Raw genomic sequence first — 25281 nt, 5'->3', positions numbered from 1 at the left:
CCGTCAGTGAAAGTGCTGCTCATGTCGCGTGCGCTTTATGAGTGGTGAGTGCATTTTTTGAGTAGTTGTCCACCTCTGTTGCCTCGAACGAGAGCCTCCAAATGTCCATCGCTGGACAGATCAGTCTCCTTCAAAAATTTCCCGTTGTGTCGACGCGCAATCCGGAGGAGATGGCGCATACTCTGAAGACGGTTTACGGAGCCGTTCGCTTCGATCTGATCACGAAGACGAACTTTGAGGCGCGCGCAAATTTCGTTCAGTTGCCGACGGTTTCGCTGGGCTTCTGTGCCTATGGCTCCGAAGTCGCGGTCGATTTTCCGGAAGCTGAATATGCCAGGCAGCAGATTTCACTGAGAGGCACAGCGCTGACATCGATCGGCGGCAAGGCTGTCGAGACGGACGGCGGAAAATCCTGCATCACATCGCCGGGGCAATCGGCGACGCTTGTGTTCGGCGAAGGTTATGAACAATTCGTCCTGCGCATCAGCAAACAGGGCATGATTCAGAAACTGCGGGCCATTCTTGGTGCGGAGCCGGCCGGAGCGCTTCGGTTCGAGGAAACGTCAGCGCGAGCCTCGCCCGATACACAAAACCTGCTGAGCGCGGTGTCCTTTCTGGCGCAGCAACTGGACTCCACCTCAGCGGAATTGTCGCCTCTTGTGCAGCATGAACTCGAACAGGTCGTTGTGGTCGCGTTCCTGTGTGCGAACCGCCACACGTTCAGTCATTTGCTCGAGCGCGGGGCAAAGGATGCCGCCCCGTGGACCGTTCGTCAGGTTGAAGCCTATATCGAGGCCAACTGGGATCAGCCTGTCCGCATCGAGGATCTGTCTGCGATGACGGGTGTCGGAGCGCGCGCGATTTTTGCCGCCTTCAGCCGGAGCCGCGGCTACACGCCGATGGCGTTTGCGAAATCGGTGCGGCTGAAGCACGCGCGCGCTCAACTCTCGCGTCCCGACGAGCATACATCGGTGACGGCTGTCGCATTCAGGTGCGGCTTCTCGAACCTCGGTCATTTCGCGCGGGACTACGGCAAGGCCTTTGGCGAGCGCCCCTCCGAGACGCTTCTCCGGTCGCGGCGGTCGCAACAGTAATCCGCGGCATGGGAGCATGCCGGGATCTGCCGCGCTGCCGACAACCGCACGCTGGCGGTAACCATCGGCGACGGCCCGACTCATCTGTTCAAGCTGAAAGCGGCCGCGCGACCGAAGATCTATTCATACGAGGGCGACTGGCAGAAGCCCGATGGCGTCGAGGGTGCAGCCCACGGAGTCGGGGAGGGGATGGAGATCAAGGTGGGCGATGTGCGGGGGTGGCAGCTTGTACTGCGTAGACGTGCTGACAAAAAAGCAAAAGCTCCTCGTGAGCTTGGCGACGATTAAAGCGTAAAGAGTTGGAGCGTACAATTTCAAAGGTTGAAGCATCTTGCCGATCAAAGGGAACGATAGCGTTGGCAAACACACAAACGGAATGGCTGACTCGGCTAACGGACAATGCAGTAGATTTTCTGAATCGCGCGATCGACGATTTCAGAGATAAACCAAAGTATTCAATCGTTAATTTCTATACAGCTGTAGAATTATTTTTGAAGGCGCGACTTTTGCATGAGCATTGGTCCTTGATTGTAGTCAAAGGACCCGACCGTCAGAAATTCGAGACGGGAGATTTTCAGTCGGTATCATTCGATGACGCCTGCGCACGACTTCAAAACATTGTTCAAAGCCCTGTTCCTGACGGAGCGCGCAAGAACTTTGACGCGATCCGTAAGCACCGTAATAAGATGGTCCACTTCTTTCACGAGGATGATGATCTTACCGGTCCAAAAATGGCAGCCATCGCGGGAGAGCAATTGCGCGCTTGGTACGATCTTCACAAGTTGCTGACGGAGCATTGGGCGCCGGTTTTTGCAAATCACGCCGAGCAGTTCTCATCAATTGAGAAAAGGCTGACGGGCCACCGAGAATTTTTGCAAGCGCGGTTTGACGATCTGAAGCCTGCGATAGAGACGGAAATTAGAAAAGGTGTGCAGTTCCGTAGGTGTGGCTCGTGCGGGTTTAAGGCTGCGCGCGCCAACTCAGTCTTAAGTTCTCTTTTCGAATCGGAGTGTCTGATTTGTCGATATAGAGACAAGTGGTTCGACTATGAGTGCTCTGATTGCAGCGCAGTTGGTACACTACGCGAGGGCGGAGATTTTGTCTGTCGCAAATGCGGGGCAGAAGATAATCAACACGCTATTTTTGATCGTATAAATCAGTTTGTTGTTACTTCCGACAACTATTTTGAAGCTCCGGTACCCGCGAATTGCTCAGAGTGTGATGGCTATCATTCGGTCGCTGAATACGAAGATAAATTCTTGTGTGTGGTCTGCCTCTCGGTCTCCGATGAGGTAAATGCGTGTGGGTGGTGTGGCGCGTTTGGCAATGGCGATATGGAGGATAGCAACATGGCTGGATGCACTGTTTGCGAAGGGAGCGTCGGACATCATATGAGTAAGGATGACTAGATTAGCGCTGGAGTATACCTTTCGTGTCGACTTAACGATCAACAATCAATCGTTGGGCGAGCAAAGGGTGACTTTAGGAAAGAAATCCTTGACATTCCTTTCCGCCTCATCCATCCTCACCTCATCCCGCCTCACTTGAGGGGCGTTGCCAGGGACGCTTGATAGCGCGGGGCGGGATGCGGCGCCTGCGCGCGCGAGAAGGGACGTCCTTCTCCGCTCCCGGGAGGCCTCGGGTCACCGTCCGGGCTCACTATGGGGCTCTGCCGTTCGCCGGCTGGACGCGGTGAGGACGAAGGCGGCGAAAGCCGGCCGGATCAGGGGTCGAGTTTCTCCCCCATCCTCACCCGGAAGTGCGGTCCCGAGGACAGAAATCGCCGCGGCGGAGCGTCGAAAGGCGTTTCGCGGCCAGCCTCTCGTGGCGACACGATGCCGGCCGCGCACTTGAATTGAAGGCGCGTCTTTCGGCGCTCCTCCTCCCTCTCTTCTTAGAGAGGCGCACGGTCTGACGACATCGCTGATCGGACATCCGCGTTTTCGCGCGGGAAAACGCTCACGCGTGCCCGCAAGCACATCTGCTCACAGGAAAGGGACCCCCATGCAAAAGACGAGACCCCAGACGGCAAAAGGGACGACGAACGAGGACGGCGACGCGCAGGAGGCGTTTCCCGAATTCTCCGACGAGACGCGCGCCTATCTTCTGTCCGACGCTGGCATCGAAAACATGATGCGCAAGCTGTCGGATGCTTGCGAGAACTGGCTCGACTGTCCCGTGAAGCGTTGCCGCCGCGCGCGGCGCTGCCAGGGCCCCGACATGGTGTGCCAGCTCAAGGAGCCGAGCCGCACCGCGCCGCCGGAGGAGCTTGCGCGCGTCAACGCGCGGATGCGGGAGATCGTTTTGCAGCGGCTGGAGCGGATCGGTGTCTGGTGAACGCGGCGGCACGATGCGCGCGGCTCGCACCGCTCGCGCGAAACGCTCACGGCGCAGTGATGAAGGCCGGGCCGGGAACTGTGAGCTGCCTCACACACGCTCACTTGCGGTCATGGGTAAATGCGAGGTGCGGGCTGAGCGAGACAGGGGCCGATTTCAGGACCGGAGATTTTCAGGAGAAGGAACAGCACCATGTCGACGGCCATCGAACGGGAGCAGGGCTCCCTCACGGCATTTGCCAACTTTATCGGACGGACACTGGCGCTGTGTTACGGCGGCGTGTCCTACCTGATTTTCTTCGGCACGTTTCTCTATGCCATCGGTTTCGTCTCGGGCCTCATGGTGCCGAAGACGGTCGACACCGGCGCCGAGACCTCGGTGCTGAACGCGGTCTGCATCAATCTCGCGCTGCTGACCCTGTTCGCCGTCCAGCACAGCGGCATGGCGCGGCAGGGCTTCAAGCGGCTGTTCGCGCGGTTCGCCTCGCCCGCGATCGAGCGCAGCACCTATGTGCTGCTGGCGAGCCTCGCGCTGGCGCTGCTGTTCTGGCAGTGGCGGCCGATCCCGGCCATCGTCTGGGACATCGAGAGCCCGCTGCTGGCCAACCTCGCCATAGGCGGCATGGGGCTCGGCTGGCTGATCGTTCTCTACAGCTCGTTCCTGATCAGCCACTTCGAGCTGTTCGGCCTGACGCAGGTGGTCAGCCACTTCGCCGGACGCGTGGTCGCGCCGATGACGTTCAAGACGCCGGGCCTCTATCGGCTGATCCGGCATCCGATCTATCTCGGCTTCCTCATTGCGTTCTGGTCGACGCCGACCATGACGGCGGGACATCTGCTGTTCGCCGCGGTGACGACGGCCTATATCTTCGTCGGCATCTATCTCGAAGAGCGCGATCTGGTTGCCCTGTTCGGCGACGACTACCGCCGCTATCGCGCACGCGTGGCGATGCTGATTCCCGGCATCAGATAGCGACCATCGGGCACGGGGGGCCGCAAGCCTCCGCGGGCCGCAATGCCGCTCACGTCTCCGTGATCCCGCTTTTTCCAAAGTGCACCGACACGGAAAGAGGAGTTTTGAGCTATGTCATACAGGTGCACAGGCAGCCGCGGTTAAATTCGAGCATCAGGTTTTGCATCAGGCCCGCCACTCGGAGGATTCAATGTCACGCAACGATCGCGCTGCCCCGCCGCTGGGTCTGGCCAGGATTCTGCGAGCCGGACTGGATGTTCAACGGCGGCGCGCGCAGGCCTTTTCAAGGCTTGAGGTCTTCCGTGCCACCGACAAGCGTTCCGGCCGTGACGACCGGCTGCGCCCCTGCCTGCCTGCGCAGACGGACAGCTCCCGCACGTCGGAAGATTAATTTGTGTGGCTGTGAGGAAGCCCGTTGGTTCGCGCGTCACAGCCGCGAAAAGGAGCCGCCTGGTTTGGCGGCTTCTTTCTTGGCTGAACGGATGCGGTAGATCATCCCGCAGCTGGGCATCTGGCGCGCCGCGCCGATGCGACATTTCGCCGGGTTACGGTTCGGTCACGCAACTTGCGCCGCAATCGGGCGTTCCTATGTAGGGCTGCTGTCCGTGCGTAGACCGCGCGGGTGTGTGCTAAACGAGGTGCCAGCAACCATGACGAGCGCCAGAATGACCGACGACATCTTCATAGACCGGACCGCGAAGCCCCGCACCGGCGGCAAGCGGCGGCCGCCGATCATCGATCAGGATGGCAACGAGGTGCATTCCGGCGGCTTCGGTGCCTCGGGGCCGTTCGGTGCTGGCGGATTCGATTTTCAGGGCGCGGATTTCCAGAACATCTCCGGCGCGCTCGGCGGAATTTCGTTCGGCCCGCTCACGCGCGAGCAGCGCTTTGCGCGCATCGAGGCCCTGTCGAAACTGCTTGATGTCGCGTTCGTCGTACCGGGCACCAAGATCCGCTACGGCATCGACGGCCTGATCGGCCTCGTGCCGGTGGTCGGCGATATTCTCACGACGGCGATTTCGCTGTGGATCGTGCGCGAGGCGCGTGCACTCGGCGCGCCGAAATATCTGGTGGCGCGGATGCTGGGCAATGTGGCGCTGGATGGCGTGGTGGGCCTGGTGCCGTTCGCCGGCGACGCATTCGACGTCATGTTCCGCGCCAACATGCGCAACATGCGGATCCTCAAGCGCTGGATGGACAAGCAGCCGCGCGGCGCATGATCCCGAAAAGTGGGAACCGGTTTTCGGATCGGATCATGCGCAGAAAAAAGCCTGAGCCCGGAACGGACGCGAGGGACGATCAGCCGGTCGCGGTCTGCTTCTCGTCTTCCGGTGCAGCCACCGGCTCCGGCCGGTTGCGCGCGAGCGGGAACGCTTCGCTTTCATACAGCGTGCGGATGCCGCTCTGGTCGAAACGGGCTTCGTCCACCTGGAGGTACGCCCCGTTCAGCGAGTCTGCGGGAAGCTGTTCGATCGCGAACTGCACGGCCTCGGCTGCGGTCGGGAACCGGCGGTACGCAAAGCCTGCGCGCTTTTTCTTGCGGATCGCCGCAGGAAAGAGTTCGGCTTCGGTGTTGTAATTGAACGCAGCCATGGTCTCGGCCTTCTCGATTTGGGATTCGATGGAAACGGACGGCCGGAGGCGGGTCCAGAGGAGAGCCGCGCGGCCAGAAGTCATTCATTCCAGAAGAAACTCTAATATAGGCCTTTTTTCGCCAATTGCGACCCGTCATGAGGCCTATGATGAATGGCATGGCGGGCCCGCGGGCGGGCCGAATAAGCGCTTGAATTTCAATGCATTAGGGAGCGCCAAAACCCGCGTTACGGCGGGTCCGGCTTCGCATGGCGGCCTGAGTGTTTTGCAGGGCGCGATTTTCCCGGATTTTCCCCGGCGCAAGCCGGACAACGACAAACGGCGGAAGTCCCCGCCGGTGCGCTACTGGATCGCTTCGGTCAGGATCTCATCGGTGACCGACACCACCTTCAGCGACGACGTGTAGTGTTCGATGTGGGTGTCAGGGCCCGCGGAAATCTCGATCTTGCGGACCGGCGCCTGCTCCGGCACGCCGCTGACGCCGCGGCGGACGCCGTACTGCCAGACCTGCAGCGCGCCTGCGCCGCGCAGCGCCTTTTCAACCGCATCGGGAGTCCGGCCATTCATCTGTGCCAGTTCGGCCTTGGTGAGGCCGATCACGATTTCAGTCTGCGGCGAGACGACCTTGAACAGCGTGACCTTGTTCGTGGCGAAGGCGGGATGGGACGAAACAGCGTCGACGAGAAGGCCTACAAGGCCGAGTGCCAGCACGGTCTGGCGCGATCTGGTGGACATCGTGAATTCCTTAAAATGCGGAAGTTCTTTGGAAACGTTTCTTGTTGGCGCTTTTTACCGCTCGCAACGCGAACGGAACGGAGAGATAGGAGCCGCGCGGCCTGAGACAAGCCGCGCGGATTTATTTTTTCTCTGAGGAAGGGCGCGCGTTGACGCGAGGTTTATTTGGGCTCGAGCTTCAATGCCGCGGAGTTGATGCAGTAACGCAATCCCGTCGGCCCCGGTCCGTCGGGGAAGACGTGGCCGAGATGGCCCTGGCAGTTCGAACACAGCACTTCGGTGCGAATCATGCCGTGCGAGATGTCGCGCTCTTCCGCGATGCTGCTCTCTGCGGCGGGCGCGGAGAACGCCGGCCAGCCGCAGCCGGAATCGAACTTGTCATCGGACTCGAACAGCGGCTGCCCGCATCCGGCGCACACATAGGTGCCCGGATCGAACGAATGGTCGTATTCGCCGGTGAACGGGCGCTCCGTCGCCTTCTCGCGCAGCACGGCGTACTGCATCGGCGTCAGCTCGTTGCGCCACTCGCTCTCGGACTTTTGAATCGTGCCGGAGCCGGTCTTCGTCTTGATGTCGGTCACTTCGCTAGCTCCTTTCGTGGCTTCGGTTGGTGTCTCACATCAAAGCGGCGAACCATCCGGGTCCGCCGCTTGTATCTCGCTTTTCGAAACGCCGCGATGGTCCGCGCGTTTCAGTTATTCGCCTTGTTCAGTTCGTCTTGGCCTCGCGCACCAGCGCGGGCTTTTCGCGATAGCTCTCGGCGAAGATCTTTTTCAGATTCTCGATCTTCGGCAAATCGTTGAACACAATATAGGGCTGGTTCGGGTGCAGCGTCAGGTAGTCCTGATGATAATCCTCCGCCGCATAGAAGCCCTGCAACGGTTCGAGCGTGGTGGCGATGGCCTTCTTGTAGACCTTCGCGGCGTTGAGCTGGGCGATGTAATCCTGCGCCAGCTTTTTCTCCGCCGGATCGGACGTGAAGATGGTCGAGCGATACTGCGTGCCGGTGTCCGGGCCCTGGCGGTTGAGCTGGGTCGGGTCGTGCACCACCGAGAAATAGATCTGCAGCAGCTTGCCGAGCGAGACCTGCTTCGGATCGTAGGTGATCTGCACCGCTTCGGCGTGCCCGGTATTGCCGCGCGTCGTTGCCTCGTAGTTCGCGGTCGAGGCCTTGCCGCCGGCATAACCCGACACGGCGTTGGTCACGCCCTTGGTGTGCTGGTAGACGCCCTGCACGCCCCAGAAGCAGCCGCCTGCGAGCACGAAGGTTTTCAGCCCCTCGCTGGGTGCGATGTCGGAGGCGGGCGGCGGAATCACCACCGCGTCCTCGGCGGCGACGCTCGGCGCGATGTACCACACCAGCGCGAGCATGAAGGCTGCGGCCAGGGCGAAGGTCCGTTGGAATGGCTTGCGATCCATGATGGTCCTCTGAATGGTCCTCTTGGCGAGTTCCGGCAATTGCGCCGTATGGGTGATACGCGGATAAGACCCCGCCGTTACGGCAAAATTCCACACAAAAACGTGAGCATGAACCTTGGTGCGCGCCCGCGCGTTGTTCCCTGCATGCGCCGGGTGACAACCGGCCGCAACGGGGACGATGGACGCAGCTTCTTTTGCCGGTTTCTGGCTGCGGCACCAACGCATCGGTACGCGTTTTGTCTAACCCGTTCCCGGCGCGTGCGCTGTTCGTCATGACCGGGCTCGTCCCGGCCATCCACGTTTTTCTTACCACGAAGAAAAGTCGTGGATCACCGGGTCAAGCCCGGTGATGACGATTGAGGGTGGGGCGAGCTGTGATGGTGCGGAAAAATCATCAACGTCATTGCGAGTAGCGGAGCGACGAAGCAATCCAGCTTCAAAAATCGATTGCTTCGCTTCGCGTAATGACGGCCGCGACGGCGGGGCTAGAACAGCTTTGGCCGTCCGCCCGCCGCCTTTTCCGTCGCCGTCATCAGCGTCGCCACCGCAATCATGACAGCGATGCCGAGCGCGCTGATGGCGAGCTGCATGGCAATGCCGCCGGACCACGCCTTCAGCATTTCCCCCGCGACAAAGGCCAGCGGCACGCCGAGGCAATAGATCGCCAGCGATTGCTCGCCGCAGCGGATCGCGCCACGCGCGGCCAGCGACGGCAGCCAGCGCCAGTCGTGCGGCATCAGCCGCAGCCCGACCACGGCCAGCGCCGCGAAATGCATGACGCGCAGCGGATCGAGGCCGCTCTTGTCGATCGGATAGATCAGCGCCTTGATGGCTTCGGGAATGAACGCTTCCAGCGGCTTGATATGCCAGCTCAGCACCACGACGAAGCTGAACAGCAGATAGGCGACGGCGAGCGCGAAGACCGCGCGCGAGCGCAGCAGCAGCGCCAGCCGCTGCGCGCCGCCCATCGCCGCCCATGCGCCGAACACGAACAGCAATTGCCAGGCCAGCGGATTGAAGAACCATTCGCCCTTCGGCCAGGTGGTGAGGTTGAATCCCGAGACCTGAACCAGAATATAGAGCACCAGCGATCCCGCGAACGCCACGAGCGTCGCGGCGCGCGACATCAGCCACAGCAGCGGCGCGCACAGGATATGCAGCAGGGCGAAGGCCGGCAGCACGTCGGTGTTGACCGGCATGTAATGCAGCAGGGCCGCGTGCAGCAATGCTTCGCCGGGGGCTGCGAACAGCACGGCGGTGTTGGTGTCGTCCAGCGTCGCGCGGTCCGCGCCGTTCACCGCATAGATGGTCGCGACGAAGACCACGACCAGCAGCAGGAAGGCGGCATAGATTTCAAGCCCGCGCCGCACGCTGCGGGCAAGAGCATGGAGAAAACCCCGTTGCGACAGGTCGCGGCCATAGGCCAGCGCGCAGGTATAGCCCGACACGAAGAAGAAGATTTCGGTGGTGTCGCTGAAGCCGTAATTGCGCAGCGTCAGCCATTCGCCGATGTTGTTCGGGATGTGATCGAGAAAGATGAACCACAGCGCGATGCCGCGGAACAGATCAAGCCGCAGGTCGCGCGGCTGCGTCGCGGTCCCGCCGTGTGATTGCGGGAGCGCGGCGCGGCTAGCCATCGCGGCGGCCTGTGGCAAAAGAGACTGCGGCGCGCGGCGCGCTCACAGATATTTCTTCATTTCCGCGCGCAACTCGTCGCGCAAATCCTCCCGGTCCATCGCATAGGCGATGTTCGCGGCCAGGAAACCTGACTTCGAGCCGCAGTCGTAGCTCTTGCCCTTGAACTTGAAGCCGTAGAACGGCTGTGACTTCGCAAGGCCTAGCATCGCGTCGGTGAGCTGGATTTCGCCGCCCGCGCCGCGCTCCTGCGTTTCCAGCACCTTGAAGATTTCCGGCTGCAGGATGTAGCGCCCGGTGATCGAGAGATTCGACGGCGCGACTTCCTTCTTCGGTTTCTCGACCATGCCGTCGAGTTCGAACAGGTCGCCTTTGCTCTTGCCGACGCCGACCACGCCATACATGTGGACTTGGTCCATCGGCACTTCTTCCACCGCGATGATGTTGGCGCTGGAAGCGCCTGCGGCGTTGGCCGCGTCGATCATCTGCTTCAGGCCGCTCGGTTTATTTTTGACCAGCACGTCCGGCAGCAGCACGGCGAACGGCTCGTTGCCGATGATGTCGCGCGCGCACCACACCGCATGGCCGAGGCCGAGCGGCGCCTGCTGGCGGGTGAACGAGGTCGCGCCGGCTTCCGGCTGGTCGCGCTCGAGGATGTCCATTTCCTTCAGCTTGTTGCGCTCGCGCAGCGTGTCCTCAAGCTCGTAGGGCCGGTCGAAGTGATCCTCGATCACGCCCTTGTTGCGCCCGGTGACGAACACGAGGTGTTCGATGCCCGCTTCCAGCGCCTCGTCCACCACATGCTGGATCAGCGGGCGGTCCACCACGGTGAGCATTTCCTTGGGCATGGCCTTGGTGGCCGGGAGGAAACGGGTGCCAAGACCGGCGACGGGAAACACGGCTTTGCGGATTTTCATGAGGCTCTTTGAGGCAGGAGAAACGGTGAAGGCGGGCTGGAGGGGGTGTTAGCAGGTTTTATCGGGCCGAAAAACGGCGGGGCGGGTCATGAGTTCCGTAAAGGTGTGCGGATGAACGGTGCGTGAGTGCCGTGTGGATTTTTTGGGGCGGTTTTCTTTATCCCTCCCCCTTGTGGGGAGGGTCGGTCGAGCGAAGCGAGGCCGGGGTGGGGGTCTGCGAACTTACCCCCGCCCGGCTTGTTGCGCGCAAGCGCTCGCAACGCGCCACCCTCCCCGCAAGGGGGAGGGAGAAAAGCCGCGTCATCTCGCCGCCGAAAAATGCTGCGTTGTTAATCGGGTGGAAACCCTGTCCGGGCCTCCTGTATCCGGGATAGTCTTGAGCGGGTGAAACGTAAAATGGCACGGATCGAGCGTGAAGAGAGCGCGTGGCGGATGGCCGCGGGCGCAATCCTGACCATGTCGGTGATCGGCGCGGCGTCGATGCTGGCAGGCCCGGCCTATGGGCAGACCGCGTCGGGGCGCGGCGGCTTCACCCTGCCGTTCACCATGCCCTGGAGCGACGTCACCGGCTCGATCCAGCAGCAGCCATCACAGGCGCCGCGTCAGACGCAGCCCGCGCCGCGCCGCATGGCGCAGGCCGGATCGCCAAAGGAATGGAGCGGCGAGGACGGCGCGTCCGGCCATCCCCTGATGACGGCGGATGCGATCCGCAATTCGGCGGCGAATTTCGACCGCTGCGTCGCCGGGATGTGGCCAGAGGCGGCGCGGCGCGGCGTTTCCGAGGCGAGCTTCCGCCGCTTCACCGCCGACCTGTCGCCGGACCTGCGCATCATGGACCTGATGGACTCGCAGCCCGAATTCACCAAGTCGGTGTGGGATTATCTCGACATCCTCGTCACCGATGCGCGGATTGCGCGCGGCCGCGAGGTGCTGGCGAAGAACGCGGCGACCTTCGCGGCGGTCGAAAAGGCTTACGGCGTCGACCGCTACATCATCGCGGCGATCTGGGGCATCGAGTCCAACTACGGCACGCAGGGCGGCGACCGCAGCGTTTTGAATTCGACCGCGACGCTGGCCTGCGTCGGCCGCCGTCAGGGCTATTTCAAGGACGAGTTTCTGGCCGCGCTCGAGATTTTGCATCACGGCGACCTGACGCCGCAGCAGATGCGCGGCTCATGGGCCGGTGCGTTCGGCGCGACGCAGTTCATGCCGACCGCATTCAAGAAGTTCGCGGTGGATTTCGACCGCGACGGCAAGCGCAACACCGTGGACGACATTCCGGACATCATCGCCTCCACGGCGGCGAAGTTCAAAAAGGACGGCTGGGTGCCGGGACAGACCTGGGGCTATGAGGTCGAGGTGCCGCAGGGCTTCAACTATCTGCATGCCGACCGCGCCAAGAACTACACCATCGCGCAGTGGGAGCATCTCGGCGTCAAGCGCGCCGGCGGCAAGCCGTTCCCGCGCACCAGCGACAAGGCGTTTCTGCTGGCACCGGCCGGGGCCGATGGTCCGGGATTCCTGATGCTCGGCAACTTCCGTTCGATCATGCGCTACAATCCGTCGGAAGCGTATGCGCTCGCCATCGGGCACTTCGCGGATCGTCTGCGCGGCGGTGCGCCGTTCGTGCAGGACTGGCCGCGGCAGGAGCGGGTGCTGTCCCGCGCCGAGCGGCAGGAAATGCAGCAGCTGCTGGCGCAGCGCGGCTTCTATCGCGGCGAGCCGGACGGCAATCTCGGCGGCGAAACCAAAAAGGCGCTGCGCAGCTTTCAGGCCTCGATCGGGGCGCCTGCCGACGGGTTCGCCTCGTCCGGCGTGCTGGAGCGGCTGCGCGGGCGGTAAAACCGGTATTTTCCGGGGCCGGGACACAGTTCCGGCCCTTGACGGGCTGGCGGCATCCCCTGTTTATGGGCGGCGATTTCGCCCTGCTGGGGCCTGAATCTGCTACTATTTTGCAGTATCGCCTGAGACAGCCGTGACCCGCATGCCGACACCGAAATCCTTTCTGCGCATGTTCACCGAACGTGGGCCCCTGACCGTTCTGGCGGTCGCGGGCGCGCTGCTGTTCGGGATCGCGGGACCGGCCTCGGCGCAGTTCTTCGATTTCGGCTTTGGCCGCCCGCAGCGGCCCGCGCCGCCTCCGCAGCGCGGCGGCGGTTTTTTCGCGCCGTTTGGCGGTGGCGGATATTTTCAGGAACAGCAGCAGCCGCCGCGCCCGGTGGATTCTTCCCGCGCGCCAGCGGCCGCCAAGCGCGATACACCGGCCGATCGCAATGTGCTGGTGCTCGGCGACGCCATGGCGGACTGGCTGGCCTATGGTCTTGAAGATGCATTGTCGGAAACGCCGGATCTCGGCGTGATCCGCAAGCACAAGACCGTCTCGGGCCTGATCAAATATCAGCCCAAGGGCGACCCGGCGGACTGGGCCGCGGCGGCGAAGGGAATCCTCGCAACCGAGAAGCCCGATGTGATCGTGGTGATGCTGGGCCTGCACGACCGCATTCCGATCCGCGAGCCGGTTGTCGAGAAGAAGGCCGACGCCAAGCCGGGCGAGAAGCCAGTCGACACCAAGAAGAATGCCAAGAAGGATTCCCGCGCCAAGCCGAACGAGACAAAGCCGAACGAGACAGAGGCGGCGAAACCGGCGGACAAGCCCGCCACCGATGCCGAGAGCAAGACCGCGGACAACAAGCCGTCCGATACGGACGTTGCGCCGGACGACGACGATCAGCCGCAGATCCTGGCGCCGGAGAAGTCGCGCGCGGGCGGTGGCATGTATGACTTCCGCGAAGAACGCTGGGTCGAGCTGTATGCCAAGAAGATCGAGGAGATGATCGCGGTCCTGAAGTCCAAGGGCGTCCCGGTGCTCTGGGTCGGTCTGCCCGCGGTGCGTGGTCCCAAGGCGACATCGGACATGCTGTTCCTCGATGCGCTTTACCGTGACGGCGCCGGCAAGGCGGGCATCACCTATGTCGATGTCTGGGACGGCTTCGTCGATGACGCCGGGCGTTTCGCGCAGCAGGGCCCGGACTTCGAAGGCCAGATCCGCCGCCTGCGTTCAAGCGACGGTGTGTTCTTCACCAAGGCCGGCGCACGCAAGCTCGCGCATTATACCGAACGTGAAATCCGCCGCGTGCTCGCGGCCCACACCGACGGTCCGCTGGCGGTGCCGAGCGAAACCTTTGCGCCGGATTCCAACATCCGTCCCGGCGAAGCGGGACCGCGTCCGCTAATGGGACCGGTGATGCCGCTCGTGGCCTCGCAGGTCGGCACCGACGAACTGCTTGGCGGCGTCGGCACGCGGCCGGCGTCGGTCGATGCGCTTGCCGCACGCACCCTGGTAAAGGGCGAACCGCTCGCGGCCCCTGCCGGACGTGCGGATGATTTTTCCTGGCCGCGCCGCGAAGTCGGCGCGCTCAGCGCGCCGCCCAGCGATCCGGTGGTCGCCGCCGCGCCGTCCGACGGGACGACGGTTCCGCCGAAGCCGAAACCCAAGAAGCAGCAGGTGGTGGTCCAGGGACTGTTCAATCCGTCCGCGCCGCCGCAACAGCAGCAGCGTCAGCGCGCCGCGCCGCGCGACGGGTTCTTCCGGCCTCCGGGGAATTTCGGATCGCCGTTCTCGGGCCTGTTCGGGCGCTGGTAACCAGCGCTTGCTCCACGGCTGGATCGCATCCATTCGATGCAGTAGTGTCCGCGCGGCTGAAACTTCCCTCAGGTCGAGATCGTGAACAGAAAGCAACGCCGGGCTGAAGGAAAAACCGGCAAGGACGCCGCGCGCTCGTCGGGATTTCTCGAGGAAACCCTGTTCCACCAGGCCATGGCGCATCATCAGGCCGGACGGCTGCGCGAGGCGGAAGCGAACTATCGCGACGTGCTCGCCGCCAATCCCCGTCACACCGGCGCCCTCGGCTATCTCGGTCTGCTCGCGCATCAGATGGGTCACAGCGAGGCCGGTATCGATCTGTTGCGGAAAGCCATCGCATCGGACAAGCGCAGCGCCGAGCCGCATTACAATCTGGCGCGCATCCTGTCCGACTGCGGACGCGACGACGAAGCCATCGTGCACAATCGCAAGGTGCTGGAGATAAGCCCCGACTTTCCCGGAGCGCGCAACAATCTCGCCGCTCTGCTGCTGCTTCACGGCCGCTCAGGCGAAGCGTTGACGGTTGCCGCCGAAGGATTGCGGCGGGAGGATAGCGCGGGGCTCAAGTCGACATTCGTGATGGCGCTTCGCTCGCTCGATCCTGCGGTGGTCAAGCTTGATCCGAATATCGTCCAGCTTCTGGTGCGCGCCTTGCGCGAGCCTTGGTGCCGCCCGCGCGATCTGTCGGCTGCGGCGGGAGTGATCCTGCTTCGCAGTCCGGCGATGACGCGCTGTGTCGAGCGGCTATCGCATGCAGGCTCCGCCCGGTTGGCTGAGCTATTTACGCGTGACGATCTCGCACTGTTGCATGGCGACGGCCTGCTGGAAGCGTTGCTCGGCACCTCGCCTGCTACGACCGTTGAAATCGAGCGGGTTCTGACAGCCGTCCGCCGCGCATTGCTGAGCGCGATTGCGTCAGGCACGCTTGAGGCTGATGAGGCGTGGCTGCCGTTGGCCGCCGCGCTCGGACGACAGGGCTTCATCAACGAATACGTCTTCGATGTTTCCGAAGGCGAGGCTGCCCGGATTGATTTACTTCGCGGCGACATTGCCGGAGCCATCGCGCGGAACGAGACAGTTGCGCCGATCAAACTCGCGACTCTCGCGAGCTATCTGCCGCTGCATTCGCTTCCCGGCGCTGAACAACTTGCGGAACGATCCTGGCCTGACGCCATGGCAGGACTGATCAAGCAGCACATCACCGATCATCGCGAGGAACTGAACATTCGGTCCTCGATTGAACGGCTGACTGCAATCGAGGATGACGTCTCGGAAAAGGTGCGCGCGCAGTACGAGGAGAATCCCTATCCGCGATGGAGCAGGATCTTCGCGGAGACCCAGCCGCTACCGGTGGATCACTATATCGGGATGCGGTTTCCCGGCGTGCCTTACAAGCCGCTCGGACATCGCGCGCTCGATGTTCTGGTTGCGGGGTGCGGCACCGGGCAGCATGCGATCCAGCGCGCGCTGCAGTTCAGGTCCGCCAACATCCTCGCCATCGATCTCAGCCTCAGCAGCCTCAGCTACGCGATCCGAAAGACGAAAGAACTCGGATTGACCAACCTGCGTTATGCGCAGGCGGACATTCTGGCGCTGGAGAGCGACAGGACGTTCGACGTTGTCGATTCAAGCGGCGTGCTGCATCACCTCAAAGACCCGCTGACGGGCTGGCGCAGGCTTGCCGGTCTGGTGCGTCCAGGCGGGCTCATGCACATCGGACTTTACAGTGCGACCGCGCGCGCCGACATCAATGCCGCGCGGGCGTATCTTGCGCAGCAGGGCAGGGACTACTCAGTATCCGAAGTGCGCCGCCTGCGGGCAGAGTTCGCAAGCCGCGCGTCGGGCGATCCGCTGCACAACATCACCGGGTTCAGCGATTTCTTCAGCGCGAGCGAATGCCGCGACCTGCTGTTCCATGTGCAGGAGCACCAGTTCTCGATCCCGCAGATCGCGGATTTTCTGACGCAGAGCGGCTTCACGTTCCTCGGCTTCGAAACGCCATCGCGCACCAGCTATCTCCAGCGCTTTCCAAACGACAGGGCTGCGACCGATCTCGCAAACTGGACAGAGTTCGAAGCCGAAAATCCCTCGACCTTCGCGACGATGTATCAGTTCTGGATTCAGAAAAACTGAAAGCCGGGACCGCTCGGGTTCCGCAGTTCCGCCTCCCTGCAATCGCTGCCAAAATTTTCTCCGGTTCCGGCATCTCCGATTTGGAACGGTCATTGCCATTAGCGGTTGATGACCGTCTCAACGTGAAGAGGAGGACGACATGAAGATTCGTACGGCCATGGCAGTCGCGGCGATCGCACTGACGCCGGGACTGGCGCTTGCGCAGACCGCCACAGAGCAGGGCGCGCGCGACGGCGCGGCGACGGGTCACGCCATTGGTGGGCCGGTCGGCGGAGCTGTTGGCGGCACGGTCGGCGCAGCGGTCGGGACCGCGGTCGATATTCCGGCGGCTGTGATTTCCGCGGTCACGGGCCTGCCGGGACCGTCGGTCGTGGTGAAGGAGCGTGTGGTGGTCGGTGAACCGCTGCCGGAATATGTCGAATTGCGTCCGGTGCCGAGCCACACCGAGTATCGCTATGCAGTCGTGAACGATCGGCGTGTGCTCGTCGAGCCGCGGACGCGCCGCGTCATTCGCGTCATCGAATAAGGGCGTGAAACGAAAGGGCCCCGTCCTCGTGGCGGGGCTTTTTCTTTTGCACGTGATGCCGCGCCTAAACCGAACGGGGCCCGAACAGGATGACGGCCGCGCCGATCAGGCAGAGCGCCGCGCCTGCGATGTCCCAGCGGTCGGGCCGCACGCCTTCCATCGCCCATAACGACATCAGTGACGCGATGATGTAGACGCCGCCATAAGCGGCATAGGCGCGTCCTGCCGCGTCACTGGGCACCAGCGTCAGAAGGTAGGCGAACAGTACCAGCGAGACGACGCCGGGAATAAGCCACCAGATGGATTTGCCGAGACGCAGCCAGGCCCAGAAAGCAAAACAGCCCCCGATTTCGGCGAGGGCTGCTGCAACGTAGACAATAATGGTCATGTTCGATTAGCGCGGCAGCGTGGTCGATCCCATCAGGAACTGATCGATCGCGGCGGCGCACTGGCGGCCTTCGCGGATCGCCCAGACGACGAGAGACTGTCCGCGGCGCATGTCGCCTGACGAGAACACCTTTGCCACCGAGGTCTGGTAGTTGTTGGTCGAGGCGCGCACATTGCCGCGCGGGTCTAGCTCGACGCCGAGCTTCTTCAGCAGGCCCTCGTGCACCGGATGGACGAAGCCCATCGCCAGCAGCACCAGTTCGGCCTTGATTTCGAACTCGGTGCCCGGCACCGGCTGGAACTTGTCGTCCACGCGAACGCAATGCAGTTTCGCGACCTTGCCGTCGTGGCCTGAAAACTTCTGCGTCAGCACGGCGTATTCACGGATCGCGCCTTCGGCCTGGCTTGACGAGGTGCGCATCTTCAATGGCCAGTTCGGCCAGGTCAGGCCCTTGTTCTCACGCTCCGGCGGGGCCGGCATGATTTCAAGCTGGGTGACGGAGGTCGCGCCCTGGCGGATCGAGGTGCCGATGCAGTCGGAGCCGGTATCGCCGCCGCCGATCACCACCACGTCCTTGCCGCCTGCGAGAATCTCGCGGACATCGCCGAGCGGCTCGTTGCCGACGCGGCGGTTCTGCTGCGGCAGGAAGTCCATCGCGAAGTGAATGCCGTCGAGGTCGCGGCCGGGAATCGGCAGGTCGCGCGAGGCTTCCGCGCCGCCGGTCAGCGCCACGGCGTCGTAGGCCTTGACGAGGTCCTGCGGTTCGACCGCGCCGGCGTAGCTGCCGCCGACCGGCGTGTTGTAGTGGAAGACGACGCCTTCAGCTTCCATCTGCGCCACGCGGCGGTCGATGATGCCCTTTTCCATCTTGAAGTCGGGAATGCCGTAGCGAAGCAGTCCGCCGGCCTTGGCGAACTTCTCGAACACATGGACCTCGTGGCCGACGCGCGCGAGCTGCTGCGCGGCGGCAAGGCCGGCCGGGCCGGAGCCGACCACGGCGACCTTCTTGCCGGTCTTGGTCGCTGAAATTTCCGGCTTGACCCAGCCGTTGTCCCACGCGCGGTCGACGATGGCGCATTCGATGGTTTTGATGGTGACCGGGTTGTCGTCGATGTTCAGCGTGCACGAGGCTTCGCACGGCGCCGGGCAGATGCGTCCGGTGAATTCGGGGAAGTTGTTGGTCGAGTGCAGGTTGCGCGAGGCTTCTTCCCAGTTGCCGTTGTAGACGAGATCGTTGAAGTCCGGGATCTGGTTGTTGACCGGGCAGCCGGGCGTGCCGGGCTGAACCGAGCCGGTGCCATGGCAATAGGGGATGCCGCAATTCATACAGCGCGCGGCCTGATCGCGCGTGTCTTTCTCGCTCAGCGGAATGACGAATTCCTTGAAATCCTTCACCCGCTCCGCGACCGGCTCGTACTTGCGGTCGTGACGCTCGATCTCAAGAAAACCTGTAGGCTTACCCATTTTAAACCCGACGCCCCTTCAAAGTTTCGTTGTCATTGCGAGGAGCGTAGCGACGAAGCAATCCAGCTTTTGCTTTGAGAGTGGATTGCTTCGCTGCGCTCGCGATGACGTGGATTCGTTTCTTACGCCCCGATCGCGATTTTCGGCTCTTCCGGCTCGCGCGATTTCATTTCCTTCAGCGCGCGGCGGTATTCGACCGGCATCACCTTGCGGAACATCGGAAGATACTTCTTCCAGTTCGCGAGGATGTGCTGCGCCCGCGCCGAGCCGGTGAGCTTGGCGTGCCGCGTGATCAGGACATGCAGCCGTTCGACGTCCTCGCCGAGCAGGTTCGAGAACACGTCGACGCGGCCATGCGCCTCGAGATCGCCGGACGAATGGAAGGCGTTCTGGTTGATCATCTCCTCGGACAGCACCGGCTCGAGATCGACCATCGCCATGTTGCAGCGTTTCTCGAACGTGCCGTCCTCGTCGATGACGTAAGCCACGCCGCCGGACATGCCGGCCGCGAAGTTGCGCCCGGTCTTGCCGAGCACGACGACGATGCCGCCGGTCATGTATTCGCAGCAATGATCGCCCGCGCCTTCGACCACGGCGACCGCGCCGGAGTTGCGCACCGCGAAGCGCTCGCCGGCGACACCCTGGAAGTAGCATTCGCCCTCGATGGCGCCGTACATCACGGTGTTACCGACGATGATCGACTCTTCCGGCACGATGCCGGAAATCTTCGGCGGCCGGACGATGATGCGTCCGCCCGACAGGCCCTTGCCGACATAGTCGTTGCCTTCGCCTTCGAGATCGAAGGTGACGCCGCGCGCCAGCCACGCGCCGAACGCCTGTCCTGCGGTGCCCTTGAGGCTGACATGGATGGTGTCGAGCGGCAGGCCGGTGTGGCCGTAGGTCTTGGCGACGAGGCCGGACAGCATCGCGCCCGCGCTGCGGTCGGTGTTGTGAATTTCCGCCTCGATCTTCACCGGGGCGCCGCGGTCGATCGCCGCCTGCGCTTCCTTGATCAGCGTGCGGTCGAGCACGTTCTCCAGGTGATGGTCCTGCGCCTCGGAGTGATAGATCTTCTGGCCGGGCAGGGCGGGCTGCTTGAAGAACAACTTCGAGAAGTCGAGGCCCTTGGCCTTCCAGTGCGCCACCAGCGTTGCCTGGTCGAGCATCTGGCTCTGGCCGACCATTTCCTGGAAGGTGCGGAAGCCCATGGAGGCCATGATCTCGCGCACTTCCTCGGCGACGAAGAAGAAGTAGTTGATGACGTGCTCAGGCTGGCCGGTGAAGCGCTTGCGCAGCACCGGGTCCTGTGTCGCGACGCCGACCGGGCAGGTGTTGAGATGGCACTTGCGCATCATGATGCAGCCGGCCGCGATCAGCGGCGCGGTGGCGAAGCCCATTTCATCCGCGCCGAGCAGCGCGCCGATCACGACGTCGCGTCCGGTGCGGAAGCCGCCGTCGACCTGAACCACGATGCGGCTGCGCAGGCGTTCACGCACAAGAGTCTGATGGGTTTCGGCGATGCCGAGTTCCCACGGCGAGCCCGCGTGCTTGATCGAGGTCAGCGGCGACGCGCCCGTGCCGCCCTCGAAGCCGGAAATGGTCACATGATCCGCACGCGCCTTGGCAACGCCGGCGGCAACCGTGCCGACGCCGATTTCCGAGACGAGTTTGACCGAGACCTGACCGTCCGGATTGACGTTCTTCAGGTCGTAGATGAGCTGCGCGAGGTCTTCGATCGAATAGATGTCGTGATGCGGCGGCGGCGAGATCAGGCCGACACCCGGCGTCGAGTGGCGCACGCGGGCGATCGTCGCGTCGACCTTGTGGCCGGGCAACTGGCCGCCTTCGCCGGGCTTTGCGCCCTGCGCCATCTTGATCTGCATCATGTCGGAGTTGACGAGGTATTCCGTCGTCACGCCGAACCGTCCCGAAGCGACCTGCTTGATGGCCGAGCGCATGCTGTCGCCGTTCGCCATCGGCTTGAAGCGATCCGCCTCTTCGCCGCCTTCGCCGGTGTTGGACTTGCCGCCGATGCGGTTCATCGCGATTGCCAGCGTGGTGTGCGCCTCGCGCGAGATCGAGCCGAACGACATCGCACCGGTGGCGAAGCGCTTGACGATCTCCCTGGCCGGTTCGACTTCATCAAGCGGCACAGGCTTGCGCTTGTCTTCCTCGGCAGTCTTGAGCTTGAACAGGCCGCGCAGCGTCAGCAACTTCTCGGACTGCTCGTTCAGCACCTTTGCGTAGGCGCGATAGCGCTCCTGCGAATTGCCGCGCACCGCGTGCTGAAGCAGCGACACCGTCTCAGCGTTCCAGGCGTGATCCTCGCCGCGCGAGCGGTAGGCATATTCGCCGCCGACATCGAGCGCGGTCTTGTAGATCTGCGCATCGCCGAACGCTTCAGAGTGACGGCGCACGGTTTCCTCGGCGATTTCGGCAAGGCCGACGCCTTCGATCCGGGTATGGGTGCCGGCGAAATACTTCGCGACGAAATCCGCCTTCAGGCCGACGGCGTCGAAAATCTGCGCGCCGCAATAGGACTGATAGGTCGAGATGCCCATCTTCGACATGACCTTGAGCAGGCCCTTGCCGATCGACTTGATGTAGCGCTTGACGATTTCCTTGTCGTCGAGCTTGGCCGGCAACTGGTCCTTCATCGCGATGATGGATTCGAAGGCCAGATACGGATTGATCGCTTCCGCGCCGTAACCTGCAAGGCAGGCGAAGTGATGCACTTCGCGCGGCTCGCCGGATTCGACCACGAGACCGACCGAAGTGCGCAGGCCGGTGCGGATCAGGTGATGATGCACGGCGGCGGTCGCCAGCAGCGACGGGATCGGAATCCGGTCCGAGCCCGCAGCGCGGTCCGACAGGATGATGATGTTGACGCCTTCGCGCACCGCAGCTTCGGCACGGCCGCACAGTTCTTCCAGAACCTGCTCCATGCCCGCGGCCCCGAGGCCGGCGTGGAACGTGGTGTCGAGCGCGCGCGACCTGAAGTGATTGTCGGCGACGTCCGAGATCGAACGGATCTTTTCCAGATCCGCGTCGGTCAGGATCGGCTGGCGCACTTCGAGGCGCTTGGTCTTGGACAGGCCTTCGATGTCGAACAGGTTCGGGCGCGGGCCGATGATCGAGACAAGGCTCATCACCAGTTCTTCGCGGATCGGATCGATCGGCGGGTTCGTCACCTGCGCGAAGTTCTGCTTGAAGTAGGTGAACAGCGACTTCGGCTTGCTCGACAGCGCGGAGAGCGGGGTGTCGGTGCCCATCGAGCCCGCGGCTTCCTCGCCGGTGGACGCCATCGGCGTCATCAGCACGGTGAGGTCTTCCTGCGAGTAACCGAACGCCTGCTGGCGATCGAGCAGCGACAGGTTGGAACGCGCAGCCTTGGCCGGCGCGTCTGCCATTTCCTCGAGCACGATCTGGGTGTTGTCCAGCCACTTGCGGTACGGGTGGCTCTTGGCGAGCTCCGCCTTGATTTCGTCGTCGGGAATGAGGCGGCCCTGCTCGAGGTCGACCAGCAGCATCTTGCCAGGCTGCAGGCGCCACTTGGTGACGATCTGATCCTCAGGAATCTTCAGCACGCCCATTTCGGACGCCATCACGATGCGGTCGTCCTTGGTGACGAGATAACGCGCCGGACGCAGGCCGTTGCGGTCGAGGGTCGCGCCGATCTGGCGGCCGTCGGTGAAGGCAATCGCGGCGGGGCCGTCCCACGGCTCCATCAGCGCTGCGTGATATTCGTAGAACGAGCGGCGCTCTTCGCTCATCAGCGGATTGCCGGCCCATGCTTCGGGCACCAGCATCATCATCGCGTGCGACAGCGAGTAGCCGCCCTGCACGAGGAATTCGAGCGCGTTGTCGAAGCAGGCGGTGTCCGACTGGCCTTCGTAGGAGATCGGCCACAGCTTCTCGATGTCCTCGCCGAACTTCTCGGAGGAGACCGAGGCCTGACGCGCGGCCATCCAGTTGACGTTGCCGCGCAGGGTGTTGATTTCGCCGTTATGGGCGACCATGCGGTAGGGATGCGCCAGCGACCACGCCGGGAAGGTGTTGGTCGAGAAACGCTGATGCACCAGCGCCAGCGCGGATTCGAAATCCGGCTCGTGCAGGTCGGGATAGTACTTGCCGAGCTGGTCGGCGAGGAACATGCCCTTGTAGACGACGGTGCGGCACGAGATCGACACCGGATAGTAGCCGGCCAGCGCGCGTTCGCGGCGCTGATAGATCGCGTTCGAGATGGACTTGCGCAGAATGTAGAGACGGCGTTCGAAATCGTCTTCGTCCGCGCAGTCGCCGCAGCCGATGAACACCTGCATGCAGGTGGGTTCGGTCGGCTTCACGGTCACGCCGAGCGAGGAGTTATCGGTTGGCACTTCGCGCCAGCCGAACAGCTTCAGGCCTTCCGACTTGATCTTGTCCTTGATGATGCCCTTGATGACTTCGCGCCAGGATTTCTCGCGCGGCATGAACATCTGGCCGACGGCGTACTCGCCGGGGCCGGGCAGGGTGAAGCCGGCTTCCTTCGCCTTGCGTGCGAAGAAGGCGTGCGGAATCTGCACAAGGATGCCCGCGCCGTCACCGGCGCGCGGGTCGGCGCCGACCGCGCCCCGATGCTCGAGATTACAAAGGATGCTGATCGCGTCGGACACGATCTGGTGCGATTTCTTGCCCTTGATGTTGGCAATGAAGCCGACGCCGCAGGAATCCTTTTCCAGCGCAGGGTCGTACAGACCGGCGGCTTCCGGACGCCAGTTATGTTCACGCGGTTTCAAGGCCGGGTCCGCCATCGGCGCATCCACCTCGATTTCATTCCGCTTGAACTCTGACCCGCTCATTCTCATCCTCACGCCTCTTTCGATTTAGAGGCAGTCTATTTTTACCCATTTTGGCCGCAGCTTCGGCGTTCGCGGAACCCTTCGGAATTTCCCACTCTCAGGAAGTCCTCGGGGCCACCGCTCGCGATGTCACGAGCCTCGCTTTAGAAAGTGCAGTTCGCGCGTGCCGTTTCCGGCTGCCATGCGGCCTGCTGATATTACCGGCGCTGCAAACGCCGTGCCGAGATTACCCGGAAATTGGGACAGTAGTCCTGTCCTAATGCCGAGATTGCCAAACTTTTTCCTATCACACAAGCGCGTGAGAGTCCTCCCAGTGTGGTGGTTCGCAAGTCCACGAAAACTCTGATGCGGGCTCCGTTCGTGGACTTGCGAACCGAAACCACACTGGAATCAATATCGTCCAGTGTCCTTCGAATCCGCAGCTCGCTACGGCAGCGCGGCGGAAGGCGGCGAGCAGCGGATTCGGGACACTGGGATGCGCGGCAGACGCGTGGCAGCGGCCGGTGAACGCCGCTGGATTAAGGCATTTGCCGCCGCCGTCCGGTCCTAGCTCTGCCGAAATCGGAAATCACGTTTGCCCCGGATTTTTGGGAATCCGGGGACGGATTTGGGACCCAGAACGGGGAGGCCTGCGAGATGACGTCGTTTTCCAGAAAGCAGTTGGTCGGATGCGCGGTGTTGGCCGTCGGCGTAACTCTGGTGTCGCCGGCGTTCGCTGCCGACGATTTTCCGATCGTGGGTGACATCCACATTTCCATGCCGCGAATCCTGGATGACGAAGACCGGCCTCTGCCGCCCCCCGCCTATGACAGGCCCCCTGTCGAGCGGCCTTCCTATGAGGAGCGGCCTTATTCGCAGCGGCCCTACATGCCGGGACCTTACGCTGCGATTCCCTCGACCCGCTTCCAGCGCTCGACACTGGGGGCGCGTCCGATGCTGCCGCCCGAGCAGGTTGTGACCGTTCTGCGATCGCGGGGCTATTCGCCCCTCGGCCGGGTCACACAGCGCGGCTGGATCTACACCATCGCGGCCATCGACCGGAACGGTGAGGACGGCCGCCTGATCATCGATGCTCGCACCGGGCAGATCATGCGCTTCATTCCCGTCGAGGCCGTCGATGAGCGTCTGATGGCGGTTTATGGCCCGCCCGGTCCGCCGCCCGCGGTCTATGCGGGTTATGAAAACCGCCGGGGAGCGCTGCTCGACCTGCGAAACGTGCCGCGTCCGCCGAACGCAGTGCCGAGAACATCGCAGCGTTCCGGCGCGAAGGCTGCGAGCCGGACTGCGGCACCTGCCGCAACCGCGACCACGCCGCAGGCAGCACCTCCGGCGCAGCAGGCTGCGGCTCCGCCTGCCGAAACTCCGGCGGCGGCGAAGCCGGCCGCAGCGGATAACAAACCTGCGACAACGGTCGGGGCGGCAACAGCGCCCTCAACACAGGCTTCGACGGTCAAGCTGTGGCCGACGCAGGCCATGCCGGACGCCCAGACACTGGAGTAACGACAGCTTACGAGCGCGTTGCGGTCCAGACGTGGTTGCGCGGCTGGAGGCGGTATTTGCCGCGCGGGTGCGCCCGGATTCGGC

20 protein-coding genes are annotated in these 25281 nt (G+C 63.1%); 11 read left to right on the top strand and 9 right to left on the bottom strand.

Annotation, left to right across the window (positions count from 1 at the left end; all coding sequences use genetic code 11):
* Positions 1 to 101: 101 nt before the first annotated feature.
* The 6 genes from AC1Q67_RS07145 (at position 102) to AC1Q67_RS07120 (ending at position 5623) form a co-directional block, all read left to right on the top strand.
* Positions 102 to 1094: an AraC family transcriptional regulator gene (locus AC1Q67_RS07145; RefSeq protein ID WP_492234674.1), complete on the top strand. Its 993-nt coding sequence runs from the start codon at positions 102 to 104 to the stop codon at positions 1092 to 1094.
* A 356-nt stretch (positions 1095 to 1450) separates the two neighbouring features.
* Positions 1451 to 2503 carry a DUF3644 domain-containing protein gene (locus AC1Q67_RS07140; protein ID WP_492234675.1) on the top strand — a complete coding sequence of 351 codons (1053 nt, stop codon included), beginning with the start codon at positions 1451 to 1453 and terminating at the stop codon, positions 2501 to 2503.
* 595 nt (positions 2504 to 3098) lie between these two features.
* Positions 3099 to 3431, top strand: a complete 333-nt coding sequence (locus tag AC1Q67_RS07135) for a hypothetical protein (RefSeq protein WP_492234676.1) — start codon at positions 3099 to 3101, stop codon at positions 3429 to 3431.
* Positions 3432 to 3623: 192 nt separating this feature from the next.
* A complete protein-coding gene (mddA, locus tag AC1Q67_RS07130) occupies positions 3624 to 4403 on the top strand; it encodes a methanethiol S-methyltransferase (RefSeq protein ID WP_492234677.1) in 780 nt (259 codons plus the stop codon).
* Between the two features lie 190 nt (positions 4404 to 4593).
* A complete protein-coding gene (locus tag AC1Q67_RS07125; protein ID WP_492234678.1) occupies positions 4594 to 4794 on the top strand; it encodes a hypothetical protein in 201 nt (66 codons plus the stop codon).
* A 274-nt stretch (positions 4795 to 5068) separates the two neighbouring features.
* Positions 5069 to 5623 (top strand): DUF4112 domain-containing protein, encoded by a 555-nt coding sequence (locus tag AC1Q67_RS07120; protein WP_492234679.1) that lies wholly within the window; start codon positions 5069 to 5071, stop codon positions 5621 to 5623.
* A gap of 79 nt (positions 5624 to 5702) precedes the next feature.
* Here the strand turns inward: AC1Q67_RS07120 and AC1Q67_RS07115 are convergent, their stop codons facing one another.
* The 6 genes from AC1Q67_RS07115 to galU form a co-directional block, all read right to left on the bottom strand.
* Positions 5703 to 5996 carry a hypothetical protein gene (locus AC1Q67_RS07115; protein ID WP_024577671.1) on the bottom strand — a complete coding sequence of 98 codons (294 nt, stop codon included), beginning with the start codon at positions 5994 to 5996 and terminating at the stop codon, positions 5703 to 5705.
* Positions 5997 to 6338: 342 nt separating this feature from the next.
* The gene (locus AC1Q67_RS07110; RefSeq protein ID WP_492234680.1) at positions 6339 to 6731 is read right to left on the bottom strand and encodes a hypothetical protein; all 393 of its coding nucleotides are present in this window, start codon (positions 6729 to 6731) and stop codon (positions 6339 to 6341) included.
* Between the two features lie 161 nt (positions 6732 to 6892).
* The gene (gene msrB / locus AC1Q67_RS07105) at positions 6893 to 7312 is read right to left on the bottom strand and encodes a peptide-methionine (R)-S-oxide reductase MsrB (protein ID WP_492234682.1); all 420 of its coding nucleotides are present in this window, start codon (positions 7310 to 7312) and stop codon (positions 6893 to 6895) included.
* 127 nt (positions 7313 to 7439) lie between these two features.
* Positions 7440 to 8150: a peptide-methionine (S)-S-oxide reductase MsrA gene (gene msrA / locus AC1Q67_RS07100; protein ID WP_492234684.1), complete on the bottom strand. Its 711-nt coding sequence runs from the start codon at positions 8148 to 8150 to the stop codon at positions 7440 to 7442.
* Between the two features lie 485 nt (positions 8151 to 8635).
* Positions 8636 to 9787, bottom strand: coding sequence for an OpgC domain-containing protein (locus tag AC1Q67_RS07095; RefSeq protein WP_492234685.1), 1152 nt, complete (start codon positions 9785 to 9787; stop codon positions 8636 to 8638).
* 42 nt (positions 9788 to 9829) lie between these two features.
* Complete coding sequence (gene galU, locus AC1Q67_RS07090; RefSeq protein WP_492234686.1) at positions 9830 to 10702, bottom strand: UTP--glucose-1-phosphate uridylyltransferase GalU; 873 nt, start codon at positions 10700 to 10702, stop codon at positions 9830 to 9832.
* Positions 10703 to 11098: 396 nt separating this feature from the next.
* Here galU and AC1Q67_RS07085 point away from each other — a divergent pair, with 396 nt between their 5' ends.
* From AC1Q67_RS07085 to AC1Q67_RS07070, 4 genes are all read left to right on the top strand, one after another.
* On the top strand, positions 11099 to 12544 hold the full coding sequence (locus tag AC1Q67_RS07085) for a lytic murein transglycosylase (RefSeq protein ID WP_492234687.1): 1446 nt from the start codon (positions 11099 to 11101) through the stop codon (positions 12542 to 12544).
* A gap of 142 nt (positions 12545 to 12686) precedes the next feature.
* Entirely contained in the window at positions 12687 to 14345 is a 1659-nt protein-coding gene (locus AC1Q67_RS07080; RefSeq protein WP_492235692.1) for an SGNH/GDSL hydrolase family protein, read from the top strand.
* An 81-nt stretch (positions 14346 to 14426) separates the two neighbouring features.
* Complete coding sequence (locus AC1Q67_RS07075) at positions 14427 to 16478, top strand: class I SAM-dependent methyltransferase (RefSeq protein ID WP_492234688.1); 2052 nt, start codon at positions 14427 to 14429, stop codon at positions 16476 to 16478.
* 139 nt (positions 16479 to 16617) lie between these two features.
* Positions 16618 to 17004: a DUF1236 domain-containing protein gene (locus tag AC1Q67_RS07070; RefSeq protein WP_492234689.1), complete on the top strand. Its 387-nt coding sequence runs from the start codon at positions 16618 to 16620 to the stop codon at positions 17002 to 17004.
* Between the two features lie 64 nt (positions 17005 to 17068).
* Here the strand turns inward: AC1Q67_RS07070 and AC1Q67_RS07065 are convergent, their stop codons facing one another.
* The 3 genes from AC1Q67_RS07065 to gltB all read right to left on the bottom strand — a co-directional run bounded on the left by AC1Q67_RS07065 (position 17069) and on the right by gltB (position 23697).
* The gene (locus tag AC1Q67_RS07065) at positions 17069 to 17392 is read right to left on the bottom strand and encodes a YnfA family protein (protein ID WP_492234690.1); all 324 of its coding nucleotides are present in this window, start codon (positions 17390 to 17392) and stop codon (positions 17069 to 17071) included.
* A gap of 6 nt (positions 17393 to 17398) precedes the next feature.
* Complete coding sequence (locus AC1Q67_RS07060; RefSeq protein ID WP_492234691.1) at positions 17399 to 18856, bottom strand: glutamate synthase subunit beta; 1458 nt, start codon at positions 18854 to 18856, stop codon at positions 17399 to 17401.
* Between the two features lie 122 nt (positions 18857 to 18978).
* Positions 18979 to 23697, bottom strand: a complete 4719-nt coding sequence (gene gltB / locus AC1Q67_RS07055) for a glutamate synthase large subunit (RefSeq protein WP_492234692.1) — start codon at positions 23695 to 23697, stop codon at positions 18979 to 18981.
* Between the two features lie 636 nt (positions 23698 to 24333).
* On the opposite strand from gltB, the gene AC1Q67_RS07050 reads away from it, so the two are divergent.
* A complete protein-coding gene (locus tag AC1Q67_RS07050; RefSeq protein WP_492234693.1) occupies positions 24334 to 25197 on the top strand; it encodes a hypothetical protein in 864 nt (287 codons plus the stop codon).
* The last annotated feature ends 84 nt before the right edge of the window (positions 25198 to 25281 follow it).

The organism is Afipia sp. GW823-FHT06G09 (genome assembly GCF_058794875.1).
Note: the sequence above shows the minus strand (reverse complement) of the source record. Positions and strands in the feature narration are given on the sequence as shown.

Excerpts from the sequence above, each read along its gene's own strand:
- AC1Q67_RS07145 (WP_492234674.1), top strand. The coding sequence starts at position 102 with ATGTCCATCGCTGGACAGATCAGTCTCCTTCAAAAATTTCCCGTTGTG.
- AC1Q67_RS07135 (WP_492234676.1), top strand. The coding sequence starts at position 3,099 with ATGCAAAAGACGAGACCCCAGACGGCAAAAGGGACGACGAACGAGGAC.
- mddA (WP_492234677.1), top strand. The coding sequence starts at position 3,624 with ATGTCGACGGCCATCGAACGGGAGCAGGGCTCCCTCACGGCATTTGCC.
- AC1Q67_RS07125 (WP_492234678.1), top strand. The coding sequence starts at position 4,594 with ATGTCACGCAACGATCGCGCTGCCCCGCCGCTGGGTCTGGCCAGGATT.
- AC1Q67_RS07120 (WP_492234679.1), top strand. The coding sequence starts at position 5,069 with ATGACCGACGACATCTTCATAGACCGGACCGCGAAGCCCCGCACCGGC.
- AC1Q67_RS07115 (WP_024577671.1), bottom strand. The coding sequence starts at position 5,996 with ATGGCTGCGTTCAATTACAACACCGAAGCCGAACTCTTTCCTGCGGCG.
- AC1Q67_RS07110 (WP_492234680.1), bottom strand. The coding sequence starts at position 6,731 with ATGTCCACCAGATCGCGCCAGACCGTGCTGGCACTCGGCCTTGTAGGC.
- msrA (WP_492234684.1), bottom strand. The coding sequence starts at position 8,150 with ATGGATCGCAAGCCATTCCAACGGACCTTCGCCCTGGCCGCAGCCTTC.
- AC1Q67_RS07095 (WP_492234685.1), bottom strand. The coding sequence starts at position 9,787 with ATGGCTAGCCGCGCCGCGCTCCCGCAATCACACGGCGGGACCGCGACG.
- galU (WP_492234686.1), bottom strand. The coding sequence starts at position 10,702 with ATGAAAATCCGCAAAGCCGTGTTTCCCGTCGCCGGTCTTGGCACCCGT.
- AC1Q67_RS07085 (WP_492234687.1), top strand. The coding sequence starts at position 11,099 with ATGGCACGGATCGAGCGTGAAGAGAGCGCGTGGCGGATGGCCGCGGGC.
- AC1Q67_RS07080 (WP_492235692.1), top strand. The coding sequence starts at position 12,687 with ATGCCGACACCGAAATCCTTTCTGCGCATGTTCACCGAACGTGGGCCC.
- AC1Q67_RS07070 (WP_492234689.1), top strand. The coding sequence starts at position 16,618 with ATGAAGATTCGTACGGCCATGGCAGTCGCGGCGATCGCACTGACGCCG.
- AC1Q67_RS07065 (WP_492234690.1), bottom strand. The coding sequence starts at position 17,392 with ATGACCATTATTGTCTACGTTGCAGCAGCCCTCGCCGAAATCGGGGGC.
- AC1Q67_RS07060 (WP_492234691.1), bottom strand. The coding sequence starts at position 18,856 with ATGGGTAAGCCTACAGGTTTTCTTGAGATCGAGCGTCACGACCGCAAG.
- gltB (WP_492234692.1), bottom strand. The coding sequence starts at position 23,697 with ATGAGCGGGTCAGAGTTCAAGCGGAATGAAATCGAGGTGGATGCGCCG.
- AC1Q67_RS07050 (WP_492234693.1), top strand. The coding sequence starts at position 24,334 with ATGACGTCGTTTTCCAGAAAGCAGTTGGTCGGATGCGCGGTGTTGGCC.